Origin of the sequence: Shewanella sp. BF02_Schw (genome assembly GCF_014596695.2) — a bacterium.
Classification (GTDB): Bacteria; Pseudomonadota; Gammaproteobacteria; order Enterobacterales; family Shewanellaceae; genus Shewanella.
This window is the reverse complement of sequence record NZ_JABKAW020000003.1, coordinates 29607-42560: the sequence shown is the minus strand read 5'-3', so window position 1 is coordinate 42560 and position 12954 is coordinate 29607. Positions and strand designations below refer to the sequence as shown.

The window sequence follows — 12954 nt, the reverse complement described above, 5'->3', positions numbered from 1 at the left end:
AACACAACAAGTTGGAACACTATGGCACTGTTGCAAATTGCAGAACCTGGCCAAAGCGCCGCACCGCACCAGCATCGTCTTGCGGTTGGAATTGATCTTGGTACCACCAACTCACTTGTTGCTGCGGTAAGAAGTGCTCAAGCATTAACTTTGCCTGATGAGCAAGGTCGTCATTCATTGCCGTCTGTGGTGCATTATGGCGAAACCAATGTGTTAGTGGGCTATGAAGCTCAAGAAAAATCAGCTTTAGATCCACAAAATACCATCGTTTCGGTGAAGCGTTTTATGGGACGTAGCCTCACTGATATTCAGTCTGGTGTACATCGTTTACCCTACGCATTACACGCGAGTGAAAACGGTTTGCCAGTGTTTACTACGCCGATGGGACAAGTTAATCCTATTCAAGTGTCTGCCGAAATTTTAAAACCTTTAATTGCGCGAGCTGAAACCACATTAGGTGGTGTATTAGAAGGCGTGGTGATTACCGTACCTGCGTATTTTGATGATGCACAACGTCAAGGTACCAAAGATGCTGCTGAATTATTGGGTGTTAAAGTATTACGTTTATTGAACGAACCCACTGCTGCAGCCATTGCTTATGGATTAGATTCAAAGCAAGAAGGTGTGATTGCCATATACGACTTGGGCGGCGGTACTTTCGATATCTCGGTTTTACGATTAAACCGTGGCGTATTTGAAGTGTTAGCCACAGGTGGTGATTCTGCATTGGGTGGTGATGATTTCGATCACTTACTCGTGAGCCATTTACAACAGGCATGGCAGATAACAGAACCAGGCAGTCAATTAGCACGTCAATTACTGATTGAAGCTCGCCGAATTAAAGAAGCGTTGACTGACAATGACAGCGTTGAAGCTTCTGTCGTCATGGCTGAAAAGACATTAACCTGCATTGTCGATAAAAGCTTACTTAACGAGTTAATTGGCGCGTTGGTGAAAAAAACCATCGGCAGTTGTCGTCGTACTTTACGTGATGCTGGCGTGAGTGTGGATGAGGTTATTGAAACCGTCATGGTCGGTGGCTCAACTCGCGTGCCATTGGTGCGTGAACAAGTTGAAACTTTTTTCAAAAAGACACCATTGACATCAATCGATCCTGATCGTGTTGTTGCTATTGGTGCCGCGATTCAAGCAGATATTCTTGTTGGTAATAAGCCTGAATCGGATTTGTTACTATTAGATGTGATTCCATTATCCCTAGGTGTTGAAACCATGGGCGGCCTGGTTGAAAAAGTGGTTACTCGTAATACCACTATTCCCGTTGCTCGCGCACAAGAGTTTACCACGTTTAAAGATGGTCAAACGGCCATGGCATTCCATGTGGTGCAAGGTGAGCGTGAACTCGTTGATGATTGTCGCTCATTGGCCCGTTTTACCTTACACGGTATTCCGCCTCTAGCGGCAGGTGCTGCACATATCCGGGTGACATTCCAAGTGGATGCTGATGGCTTGCTTAGTGTTACCGCGATGGAAAAGTCCACCGGGGTTAAGACATCGATTCAAGTTAAACCGTCATTTGGTTTATCTGATACTGAAATAGCAACCATGTTAAAAGATTCGATGAAGTATGCTAAAGATGACATTACTCGTCGTATGCTGGCTGAACAAAAAGTTGAAGCGGCGCGGGTGATCGAATCGCTTAATGCTGCTTTGGCAAAAGATGCAGCGCTTCTAGATGAGCAAGAACGCGAAGAGTTAGTCGTTGCGATTGCCCAACTTGATGCCGTAGCACAGCAAGATGATATTGATGCCATTGAAAAAGCGATTGCAAATCTGGATGATAAAACCCAAGATTTTGCGTCAAGACGTATGGATAATTCTATTAGAGCGGCGCTAAAAGGGCAGTCGGTCGACAACATATAGGTGAAATGATGCCACAGTTAGTATTTTTACCCCATCAAGAACTTTGTCCAGATGGCGCAGTACTTGAAGCAGAAGTGGGTGAGACCATTTTAAACGTTGCGCTGCGTAACGGTATTCATATTGAACATGCGTGCGAAAAGTCATGTGCTTGTACTACATGCCATGTCATTGTGCGTGAAGGTTTTGAACAGCTTGACGAAAGTGATGAGCTAGAAGACGACATGCTAGATAAAGCATGGGGACTTGAGCCTGAAAGTCGTTTATCTTGCCAAGCTAAAGTGGTGGATTGCGATATGATTATCGATATTCCTAAATACACAGTCAATATGGTCAGCGAAGGTTAGTGTTTGCCGAAGTATTAACGTATCAATAATCCCATTTATAGCGGGTAATTGATCACAAAAAAAAGAGCCAATCTTGCTAGATTGGCTCTTTTTTTATCTGTGGTCATTCCAGTCATTGATTTTAAATAAACTCAGCGTATGATGCGCGAAAATTCCAATTTTGGAGCACTCTGTGCGCATCGCAATACTGTCTCAAGGCCCGCAATTATATTCTACTAAACGCTTAGTTGAAGCTGCTGTCGCCCGCGGACACGAAGTCAAAGTTATTAATCCATTAAAGTGCTATATGAATATCAATATGACCAAACCTAGCATTCATATGGCGGGTAAAGATCTGGGGCATTTTGATGCTGTCATCCCTCGTATTGGTGCTTCAGTGACCTTCTACGGTTCTGCAGTATTACGTCAATTTGAAATGATGGGTGTGTATGCGGTTAATGGTTCAATTGGAATAGCGCGTTCACGAGATAAATTGCGTTCAATGCAGCTGTTATCACGTCAAGGTATTGGCTTGCCGATCACTGGTTTTGCCAATAAACCCAGCGATATCCCTGATTTGATTGATATGGTCGGCGGTGCGCCATTAGTGGTTAAATTGTTAGAAGGTACTCAGGGCATTGGCGTGGTATTAGCTGAAACCCGCAAAGCTGCAGAGAGCGTGCTTGAGGCCTTTATGGGACTCAAAGCCAATATTATGGTGCAAGAATATATTGCTGAAGCACAAGGCGCTGATATTCGCTGTTTTGTGCTGGGCGATAAAGTGATTGCTGCGATGAAGCGCCAAGCAAAGCCGGGTGAGTTTCGTTCTAATTTACATCGTGGCGGCAGTGCTACTTTGGTTAAATTAACTCCGGAGGAGCGATCAGTCGCGCTTCGCGCTGCAAAAACAATGGGGTTAAATATTGCTGGGGTTGATTTATTACGTTCTAACCATGGTCCGGTTGTGATGGAAGTTAACTCATCTCCTGGGTTAGAAGGCATTGAAAAAGCGACTCAAAAAGACGTTGCCGACGCCATTATTGGCTTTATGGAAAAGAATGCCAACAAGTCCATCAAGTCAGCACAATAAGATTTAGCGATTACCAAAGAGCAGAAATTGGGTCATGTTAATAAAAATGACTCAATTTAGTGATGAAATATCACCGTAAAAGCGGATAAGGCTAGGAATATATGGCTAAATTACGTATAATCCGCGCGAATTTTTTAAACTTGCTCACATTAAGGAAGCTAGTTATGGCGATCGAACGCACATTTTCTATTATCAAGCCAGATGCAGTTGCTAAAAACCACATTGGCGCTATTTATAACCGTTTTGAATCAGCTGGTCTTAAGATCATTGCTTCTAAAATGGTACAACTATCTAAAGAACAAGCTGAAGGTTTCTACGCTGAACATAGCGCACGTCCTTTCTTTGGTGCTTTAGTTTCTTTCATGACTTCTGGTCCAGTAATGGTTCAAGTGTTAGAAGGCGAAAACGCTGTTCTAGCTAACCGTGAAATCATGGGTGCAACTAACCCAGCTGAAGCTGCTCGTGGCACCTTACGTGCTGACTATGCTGCAAGCATCGACGAAAACGCAGTTCACGGTTCTGATGCAGTTGAATCAGCGGCACGCGAAATTGCTTACTTCTTTAGCGCTGACGAAGTGTGCCCACGCACTCGTTAATCGTTGCTGTAAGTTGATAAAAAAGGAGCTTCGGCTCCTTTTTTGTGTCCGCTCTTCAGATATTGAGCACTTTGTTTGATAACGACTTCTTCGTGCTTAAATCGACTATTTCACCGTATTGCGTTGACTAAAAACACAACATTTAATTAACAATAATATTGCGAATTGGTGTGTTGATATAGTGTTAAATAAGGTATCTGTACTCCGTCAGAAAGTTCCTAATCTTATACGAAATATCACCAAACAGGCTTTTTTGCCGTTTAATAAACAGGACTTCTCAGGACCGATATTAAGGCCGTTTTGAATAGATTTAGTCTATAAAAATGCTAACAAGTTACTTTTCTGAATAAATACTCAGTAATATTGAAATGTCATTCTGACGTTTTTTACGACAAATAATCTATTTTATTTAAAATATTGAAAATTAATTTTTGATGCATTTTGTGATCAATTGTTTTTAAATTGTTATCTGTGTTTAGTTTTTGTATTTCAATATGTATTTATTTGTTTTTTTATGGTCTTTAATTTGTATTTTTATTTGCGGTTTAAAATGTTAACAATCTTGATAAATGCCGTTAAATTCGGTAACTTATTGATTTTAAATGGATCGGTTTAAGTCAAATTAATTATCAATCCACATGTTAAATGTGATGTTGTTCACATGTTGCCCTTATTGACTAAAGGTTTTTTATTCATTAATAATGTTTTTCAATAATTGGCAATGACCAATTATTCATAATTAAAAATATAACGACTTGTTTTATTTTATATCAAGTTATAGGGAGTTTATTCATGAGTTCAGTCACATTAACTGCTAAGGCAATTCGCCGTAGTTTACTAGCAGTAGCAGCAACAAGTGTCGCGACAACAGGCTTATTTTCTTCAGCAGCATTTGCTGCCGATGAGCAGAAAGTTGAAAGAATCGAAGTCACCGGTTCTCGTATTCAGCGTCAAGACATGGAAACGGCTTCTCCAGTTACCATTATCTCTGCAGAAGCTATTCGCGCAGAAGGTTTCACTTCAGTTGACCAACTACTTCAAGCTCAAACGTCAATGGCTGGTGCTGCTGTTGGTTCTAGCACAAACAACGGTGCAGATGGTGTAGCACAAGTTGATTTACGTGGTATGGGAGCAGCGCGTACTTTAGTACTAGTGAATGGCCGCCGTATGGTTAACTCAGGTTCAGGTGCAGATAGCTCTGTTGATTTGAACTCTATTCCAGTAGCAATGATTGCACGTGTTGAGATCTTAAAAGACGGCGCCTCAGCTGTTTATGGTTCAGATGCGATTGCTGGCGTAGTGAACATTATTACCAAGAAAGATTTCGAAGGTTTACAGTTGGACGTTAACGGCAGTGGCACCGATAAAGGTGATGGCGAAAACGGTGACGTAAGTATGCTTTACGGTTTCAATACCGATGGCGGTAACTACACAATTGGTGCAGCTTTCTCTGACCGTCGTGATATTGTGCAGTCAGACCGCGATTGGACTGAATTAGCGACAAGTGGCATTATTCCTACAGGCACGTTGGAAGGCTTATCAAGAGACTCTAGTGGTAACTGGGTTCCTCGCGCTGATCTTTATGAACGTTATGACTATACCCAAGATAGCTACTATCAAACACCGAGTGAGCGTCGTAGCTTGTTTGCGAATATGACACAAGAGTTAGGTAATGATGTCGTATTAACTGCAGATGCTATTTACACTAATCGTCGTTCAAACCAACAATTAGCGGGACAGCCTGCACAGATTTATTTAGATGTGTGCGGTCAACCAGGTGTCGATCCTTTAAACTGTATGACCATTGACAGCCGCATGACTGCGGCTGGCATTGAAGCTAATGATGACGGTCAAGTGTTCTATGCAAGACGTACCAAGGATGTGGGTCCTCGTATATATTCTCAAGATACGAATACATGGCGTATGTCTGCAGGTTTAGCAGGATTACTTGATGTACACACCGGTATGAACTGGGATGTGTCTTACACTTTCGGTAAGAACGAAGCGTCAACGTCAGTTGATAACTCTATCAATGCAAATGATATGATCAACTCAATTTATGCTGATCAAGATTCATGGTTTTCTGGCGCTCCGTTAACTCAAGATCAAAAAGATGCTGTAGGATATTCAGAGAAAGCTAACGGTGGTAACGAGCAACAAACTCTGTCTGCTGGTTTAAATGGTGAGTTATTTGAATTGTCTGCTGGTGCGGTTGGTTTTGCTATCGGTGCTGAGTATCGTCGTGAAAGTGGTTTCTACAATCCAGATCCAATAGTGGTCGCTGGTGAAAGTACTGCTGCACAACAAGATCCAACTGAAGGTGAGTACAACGTTATCTCTTTTTTCCAAGAGGTTAGCGTACCTTTCACTGAAAAGTTAACTGGTGAATTTGCACTGCGTTATGACGATTACTCAACATTCGGTAAAGCGTCTACTTGGAAAGTCGGTTTAACTTATGAAGCAACTGATGATTTGATGCTTCGTACAGTAGCAGCCACTGGTTTCCGTGCTCCAAGTGTATCTGAATTGTATGCAGGTAATTCAGGTTCATTCGATTACCTAACAGATCCTTGGTTATCAGACGCTGATCAACCAGGTCAAATATTAGTTAATCGTACATCAGATCCAGATCTAAAACCTGAAGAGTCAGAATCATACACTGCAGGTTTAGTGTACTCACCAAACTATGTTGAAGGTATGTCTGTAACATTAGATTACTGGCGTTTCAAAGTTGATAACGCAATTGCACGTTTAGACACTCAAGCTGGTTTAGACGATTGTAAAGCTGGTAAAGCGTCTGCTTGTGAAACGTTTAATATCACACAAGAAGGTGATTTACGTAGTTTAACAAATGCGTTAACTAACGTGGGTACTCAAGATACTAGTGGTGTTGACTTTAACTTAGCCTATAACTTTGAAGGTTTAGGTTTAGATTGGAAAATTAACAATGACATGACTTATCTGCTTAATTTCGAGCAAGATGGTCAAGATTATACTGATACCATCGACGGTAACTTTGGTGCTTACGCGAAAGTTCGCAACAACTTTAGCGTTTCAGCTGGTCAAGATTCTTGGAGTGTAATGTACTTCAACCGTTATGTCGGTGAGATGACTGATTTAGCAGAAGGCACAGATGTTGATTCAATTCTGTACCATAATGTTTCAGGTACTTATTATGTTACAGACATGATTACTTTAACCGCTGGTGTTAAAAACTTAAGCGACGAAGAGCCATCACGTGTTTCTAACGGTAGCGATGGCGGTACTGTTCCTGAAGTGTATGACACTATTGGCCGTCAGTACTTCGGTGGCGTAACTGTTAAGTTCTAAATAACGATTTAGTTATTGAGCTACACATCAGACAGTGTGACAGCTACATTGTCTGACATAAAAAGGCCTACATTATTGTAGGCCTTTTTATTACGTTGATTTTTATGTCAATAATATAGAAATCTAGTGATTTAAGCGTAATTCATGTCGATGTTCTCGACGGAATTTTTGTTCACAACCGGTACAACGTTGTTCTGTTGGATCGGCGATTAAGCGGGGCGGTTCTATGTCCATTTCACAATCAGAGCAAAGACCATATAAACCCAGTTCAAGCTGACAATAAGCAGCATCTAGCTTCATGAACTTAGTAAAAATATCAGTATTGATTAGTTTGACTTGTGGTAGGTAATCAATCACTTTCACCAGAGGGGTTTCCATTGAAATATGAGCAACTTCAGTAGCTTTTAATGAATCCTTGATAACCAGCATTAACTCACGCCTCAAAATAAGTTCAAGTTGTTGAAGTTTTTGCTGTATGTCCTGAGTGTTGTGCAACTGAGATAACCTTAACTGACTATGCCAATGTAGGTAATCTATTTTAGGCACAAATAAAGCAGGCGTTATGACGAAGATCAATTCTCGATAAGATTTCTGTGATAAAAACATGAATAATAATTTATCATTTATTCATCTCAGCCAACGTTATGTGTCTGTCTTAGCGATAAGCTAGGATTGATTGTCGCATATATATGGTTAATTAATCGCAGCTGATTGAACACAAAAAAAGATAATTTCGCTATTTTGTGATGACTTAGGATTAATACGGTTTATAACCTTGATGACACATTTTCATCAAGGTTGATTTAATCCGAAATAGTATAGTTGGTGCGTTATTGAAGCTTATATGAGCGATCTATGAGCATGCTGTAGAACCTTAACGATTTCTTCAGTAGTTTTGAATATTCGTAATTCTCTAAACAAAGTATCCGCTTCGGGATATTGACGGTTCAAGTAACTAAACCACTGTTTAATCCGTGAAGGGTAGTAATCGGACTTACGACCGTTGAGTTCTTTATCGGTATAGGCCATAAGTAAGCTTAGGGTTTGTTGCCAACTGAATGGGGCCGCGCCGGTTTTAATCGTATCGCCTAAGTTAGGCAAAGAAATAGCTCCTCGGCCAATCATTATACTGTCACAGCCAGTGACATCCATGCATCGCTGAGCATCAGCGGCATTCCAAATCTCTCCGTTAGCGATAACAGGAATAGGCAGGCGCTGTCTCACCTCAGTAATGTATTCCCAATATGCCGGTGGTTTATAACCGTCGCTTTTACTTCTAGCATGAATAGCAAGCTCTGTAGCGCCAGCCTCATACACCGCTAAAGCGTTTTCCATAAATAACGACTTATCTTCGTAGCCTAAACGGATTTTAGCTGTAACAGGATGCTCAGACGGTACTGCGTCGCGCATGGCTTTGACGATACTGTAAATATTCTCAGGATATTGGAGTAATACTGCGCCGCCTTTGCTTTTATTGACGGTTTTGGCTGGGCAACCAAAATTAGCATCAACGCCATTTGAACCTAGTTCTACAGCTCTTATGGCATTTTGTGCCATCCACTCAGGTTCTTGGCCTAATAACTGAACACGTACAGGTGTTCCTGATGCGGTTAGCCCTTGATGGAGTAGCTCAGGACACAATTTATAGAACACTTTATCTGGTATGAGTTGATTGACGACCCTGACAAATTCCGTCACAACTAGGTCAAATGGATTGATGGCAGATAATATTTCACGCATATGGTCATCAACCACACCTTCCATTGGAGCTAAAATAACGCGCACAGTACACCTTGCTGAAGTCAAAAGTGCGCTATTTTAGCGTGTTTATTATTTGATATCAGTACTAAATTGCTATGCGCGTTTTTTTGTCGATTAACTAAACAAATTCTTGCTAATAATCATATTGATAGCGATCTTGTTGTATTTATGTTAACTATACATGGCATTAGTTTTGAGGCTTGCCTAACAAGTATTTGTGTTAAATAAATAGACAATTTTCACGTTTTTTTAATTTTTTTGCAATAAAATTTACTTACTACAGGTCTCTTTAACCAAGCCGGCAATGATGTTGGTCACCATACACAATCAAGATATAGGAAGATAATTATTATGAATTCAATCAAACAAACTACTTTAGCGGTTGCATTAGGTTCTGTTGTAATGACTGCAGGCTTTTCTGCTCAAGTAGAAGCTAACCCATTTGGTTTTCAACAATTAACTTCTGGTTATCAAATTGATGGCGGAGAAGGCAAGTGTGGTGAAGGTAAATGTGGTGCCGACAAAGCTAAAGAAAAAGCTGTTGAAGGTAAATGTGGCGAAGGAAAGTGCGGCGGCGATAAAATGAAGTCTGCTGAAAAAGCGGCTGAAGGCAAGTGTGGCGAAGGCAAATGCGGCGGCGACATGAAAAAGTCTGCAGAGAAAGCGGCTGAAGGTAAGTGCGGCGAAGGCAAATGTGGCGGTGACATGAAAAAGTCTGCTGAGAAAGCCAAAGAAGGTAAGTGTGGTGAAGGTAAGTGTGGCGGTCAGAAATAATTAATGACTTCTATTTGATAATGCCTTGGCTTATCTGACACAATTAAGGCCTGAGATTCAGGCCTTAGTTTTATCTGTTTTTTATTTTTAAGGACGCATTATGTCTATTCAGCATCGCAACGCACAGGGTCAGGCTAGTGTCGGTTTAGGACTTCGCCGTGAAATGCTGGATGAATTTTGTCAGCAGGTACCATCTGCCATTAATTTTTTCGAAGTGGCGCCTGAAAATTGGATGACATTAGGCGGCAAGTTTGGGCGTCAGTTTAAAACATTAACTGACCAACATGCTTTTTTCTGCCACGGGCTTTCATTATCCATTGGTAGTCCTGCAGCGCTTGATAGTCAATTTGTACAAAATATAAAACGCTTTTTGGATGAGCATAATATTGAAGTGTATTCAGAGCATTTAAGTTATTGCTCTGGTACTGGCCATATGTATGATTTGATGCCAATCCCATTTACTGATGATGCAGTCATCCATACCGCTAAGCGGATAAAGCAAGTCGAAGACATACTCGAGCGTCCATTTATTTTAGAGAATGTGTCATTTTATGCGGCGCCAGGTGCACAAATGACCGAACAAGAGTTTGTTAATGCGGTGCTGCAAGAGGCCGACTGCAAATTACTGCTTGATGTAAATAACATTTACGTTAATTCAATTAACCATCAATACGATGCTGCAGCTTACTTAGCGGCTATGCCTACCAAACGAATCGCTTATCTGCATATTGCAGGGCACTATGAAGAAGAGGCCGACTTAATGGTTGATACTCACGGTGCGGATATTATCGATCCAGTATGGGCCTTATTGCAGCAGTGTTACCAATTACATGGCGTGCACCCGACCTTGCTTGAGCGTGACTTTAATATTCCTAAAACAGATATACTTCTTAATGAGATTAATCAAATTCATCAGTATCAACAAAATGCCTTAACGCAGCAGTCAATATTGAGGAAGGCATAATGGGTTTCATTGAAGTACAACAACAATTTATGGACTATATCCGCGATCCTAGTTTGCCATTGCCCGAGGGGATTGAACCTAGGCGCATGAAAATCTATCGAGAATTATTTTTTAATAATATTGCAGGTTTTGTGTCGAGTGCGTTTCCGGTGTTGAAAAGTGTATATGAGGACGACCAATGGCAGGCCTTAGTACAGCAATTTTTTGTCACCCACGATTGTAAGACACCAATATTTGTTGAAATAGCCGGTGAGTTTTTAGCGTTTTTACAACATGAATACCAGATGACAGAAGATGATCCTGTTTTTATGTTGCCGTTAGCACATTATGAATGGTTAGAATTATGTGTAGCCGTCGCGCCAGATACTCCCGCAGCTCAATCGATCAATACTATCGAACTAAACCAACATAGGTTATGCCTAGCAGCTTGTGCCAAAGTGGCGCAATATGCCTTTGACGTTCAACATATTAGTGTTGACTACCAGCCTATAGAGCCGACAGCACAAGCGAACTTTTTTTGTGTATTTAGAGGTGCTGATGATGACGTCGCATTTTTACAGCTGACACCATTAAGTGCGCAAGTGTTAGCTTACATTGAACAAATGACTCATTCTCAACAGGGTGTAACAGTCGATGCCATTATAAGTTGGTTAAGTGAGCATTATCCACAAATGCCAAATGACACCTTGTTGTCAGGCTGCTTGCCTTTATTGCAACAACTGGCCCAAAAGGGCATTATTATTTCATCAATCGAGTCATAATAGGCTTATTATATTTAAGGTTTTTATTTTGTGAAGATGGGTCTAAAATAAGCCACTTTTTGTGATCCACTTCACGTCTATTGTCCGCTATACTAACTTAGCAGTTGGCATAATATAACAAATGAAAGACGTGAGTTATCGCAGTCACAACATCACCTTAATCTAGGAATAATCATGAGTCAGCCGTTTAAAGACCCGTTTAACATCTTTTATTTTATTGGTTTTATTTTGGTTTTATTAATTCCAACATTACCCGCGAGTCTTTCATGGTTGAAAGCAACAGGATTAATTTAACGCTTACTTCAGGTTAACCTGTCATGATATTGTCTTATTAAACCACTCGGATAGAGTGGTTTTTTTGTTTGTATGAGGGCGCATATGGCAGTGAAACGCGGATTTTTTCTCATTATTGGTTTGTGCAGTCTAGTGTTAGGCATTATTGGCATTGCACTGCCTCTTTTACCTACAGTGCCATTTATTTTATTGGCTGCGTTTTGTTTTGCTCGATCTAGTGATCGCCTTCATCATTGGCTAATCAATCACCCTTGGTTTGCTGAAGGTATCTCTCAGTGGCAATCGAAACGTGCGTTGAGCCGATCGCTCAAGCGAAAAGCCATGTTAATGAGCGGCCTTAGTTTTACGATTAGTATTATGATTGTACCGATAATATGGGTGAAAATTATGTTGTTGTGCATGATGCTTGTTTTATTATTTTTCTTGTGGCGGATCCCAGAGTTAGAATAATAAATAGCCTGGTTAATGCGTGCCTGTTGCAACTGAGATTAAACGGGCATAAGATCACACCAGTATTTTTACCAGAGTCCACCATTGACGTGGACTTTTTTATTGCGTAATCACTTTCAGATAGAGTTAACTACATTATGATGAACCAAGACAGTTTAGCGCTTATTAAGCAGAGCATTAAAACCATTCCTGATTATCCAATACCAGGCATCATGTTCCGTGACGTCACCAGTTTGCTTGAAAATGCAGAAGCTTATAAAGCCACGATTGCGATTCTAGTCGCTCATTATCAATCAAAAGGTTTCACTAAAGTGGTTGGTACTGAAGCGCGTGGTTTTTTATTTGGTGCCCCACTTGCGTTAGAGCTCGGCGTTGGTTTTGTACCTGTACGTAAACCGGGTAAATTACCCCGTAAAACCATAAGCCAAACTTATGACTTAGAATACGGTAAAGACACCTTAGAAATTCATGTTGATGCGATTAATGCTAATGATAAAGTGCTCGTTATTGATGATCTATTAGCCACCGGTGGCACGATTGAAGCGACTGTAAAACTTATTCGTCAATTAGGCGGTGAAGTGAGCCATGCTGCGTTTGTTATCTCATTACCAGAAATTGGTGGCGAGAAGCGCTTACAAGGTATGGGAATTGAAGTGTTAAGTTTATGCGAGTTTGACGGCGAGTAAGTAAAGTAAAATAAACTGCCATTTTATTAAGCAGTTAACTAGAC

General features: G+C 40.8%; 12 protein-coding genes. 10 read left to right on the top strand and 2 right to left on the bottom strand.

The genetic code is table 11. The features are described 5' to 3' along the window. Positions 1-21 precede the first annotated feature (21 nt). The 5 genes from hscA to HNW13_RS12890 all read left to right on the top strand — a co-directional run bounded on the left by hscA (position 22) and on the right by HNW13_RS12890 (position 7220). A complete protein-coding gene (gene hscA, locus HNW13_RS12910; RefSeq protein WP_192115933.1) occupies positions 22-1881 on the top strand; it encodes a Fe-S protein assembly chaperone HscA in 1860 nt (619 codons plus the stop codon). 8 nt (positions 1882-1889) lie between these two features. After that, positions 1890-2225, top strand: coding sequence for an ISC system 2Fe-2S type ferredoxin (gene fdx / locus HNW13_RS12905; RefSeq protein WP_101088135.1), 336 nt, complete (start codon positions 1890-1892; stop codon positions 2223-2225). A gap of 172 nt (positions 2226-2397) precedes the next feature. Then, positions 2398-3294 carry a 30S ribosomal protein S6--L-glutamate ligase gene (gene rimK, locus HNW13_RS12900; protein ID WP_101088137.1) on the top strand — a complete coding sequence of 299 codons (897 nt, stop codon included), beginning with the start codon at positions 2398-2400 and terminating at the stop codon, positions 3292-3294. A 164-nt stretch (positions 3295-3458) separates the two neighbouring features. Further along, positions 3459-3890, top strand: a complete 432-nt coding sequence (gene ndk / locus HNW13_RS12895) for a nucleoside-diphosphate kinase (protein ID WP_041413046.1) — start codon at positions 3459-3461, stop codon at positions 3888-3890. A gap of 792 nt (positions 3891-4682) precedes the next feature. Further along, on the top strand, positions 4683-7220 hold the full coding sequence (locus HNW13_RS12890; RefSeq protein WP_192115932.1) for a TonB-dependent receptor: 2538 nt from the start codon (positions 4683-4685) through the stop codon (positions 7218-7220). Positions 7221-7343: 123 nt separating this feature from the next. On the opposite strand, the gene HNW13_RS12885 is transcribed toward HNW13_RS12890, so the two are convergent. Both HNW13_RS12885 and dusC read right to left on the bottom strand, forming a co-directional pair. After that, positions 7344-7826: a TraR/DksA C4-type zinc finger protein gene (locus HNW13_RS12885; RefSeq protein ID WP_101088141.1), complete on the bottom strand. Its 483-nt coding sequence runs from the start codon at positions 7824-7826 to the stop codon at positions 7344-7346. 234 nt (positions 7827-8060) lie between these two features. Further along, positions 8061-9005 (bottom strand): tRNA dihydrouridine(16) synthase DusC, encoded by a 945-nt coding sequence (gene dusC / locus HNW13_RS12880; RefSeq protein WP_192115931.1) that lies wholly within the window; start codon positions 9003-9005, stop codon positions 8061-8063. A gap of 327 nt (positions 9006-9332) precedes the next feature. Between dusC and HNW13_RS12875 the strand changes: the two genes are divergently transcribed. The 5 genes from HNW13_RS12875 to apt all read left to right on the top strand — a co-directional run bounded on the left by HNW13_RS12875 (position 9333) and on the right by apt (position 12910). After that, positions 9333-9755, top strand: coding sequence for a hypothetical protein (locus tag HNW13_RS12875; protein WP_182751156.1), 423 nt, complete (start codon positions 9333-9335; stop codon positions 9753-9755). 100 nt (positions 9756-9855) lie between these two features. After that, complete coding sequence (locus tag HNW13_RS12870; RefSeq protein ID WP_192115930.1) at positions 9856-10719, top strand: DUF692 domain-containing protein; 864 nt, start codon at positions 9856-9858, stop codon at positions 10717-10719. After that, a complete protein-coding gene (locus tag HNW13_RS12865; RefSeq protein WP_192115929.1) occupies positions 10719-11480 on the top strand; it encodes a putative DNA-binding domain-containing protein in 762 nt (253 codons plus the stop codon). The genes HNW13_RS12870 and HNW13_RS12865 overlap by 1 nt, the downstream gene beginning before the upstream one ends. A 378-nt stretch (positions 11481-11858) precedes the next feature. Next, the gene (locus HNW13_RS12860; protein WP_101088151.1) at positions 11859-12224 is read left to right on the top strand and encodes a YbaN family protein; all 366 of its coding nucleotides are present in this window, start codon (positions 11859-11861) and stop codon (positions 12222-12224) included. A 134-nt stretch (positions 12225-12358) separates the two neighbouring features. Continuing rightward, on the top strand, positions 12359-12910 hold the full coding sequence (apt, locus tag HNW13_RS12855) for an adenine phosphoribosyltransferase (protein ID WP_101088153.1): 552 nt from the start codon (positions 12359-12361) through the stop codon (positions 12908-12910). Positions 12911-12954: the final 44 nt, after the last annotated feature.

Coding starts and splice junctions, on each gene's coding strand:
- hscA (WP_192115933.1), top strand. CDS start 22: ATGGCACTGTTGCAAATTGCAGAACCTGGCCAAAGCGCCGCACCGCAC.
- fdx (WP_101088135.1), top strand. CDS start 1,890: ATGCCACAGTTAGTATTTTTACCCCATCAAGAACTTTGTCCAGATGGC.
- HNW13_RS12860 (WP_101088151.1), top strand. CDS start 11,859: ATGGCAGTGAAACGCGGATTTTTTCTCATTATTGGTTTGTGCAGTCTA.
- HNW13_RS12885 (WP_101088141.1), bottom strand. CDS start 7,826: ATGTTTTTATCACAGAAATCTTATCGAGAATTGATCTTCGTCATAACG.
- HNW13_RS12875 (WP_182751156.1), top strand. CDS start 9,333: ATGAATTCAATCAAACAAACTACTTTAGCGGTTGCATTAGGTTCTGTT.
- ndk (WP_041413046.1), top strand. CDS start 3,459: ATGGCGATCGAACGCACATTTTCTATTATCAAGCCAGATGCAGTTGCT.
- HNW13_RS12865 (WP_192115929.1), top strand. CDS start 10,719: ATGGGTTTCATTGAAGTACAACAACAATTTATGGACTATATCCGCGAT.
- HNW13_RS12870 (WP_192115930.1), top strand. CDS start 9,856: ATGTCTATTCAGCATCGCAACGCACAGGGTCAGGCTAGTGTCGGTTTA.
- HNW13_RS12890 (WP_192115932.1), top strand. CDS start 4,683: ATGAGTTCAGTCACATTAACTGCTAAGGCAATTCGCCGTAGTTTACTA.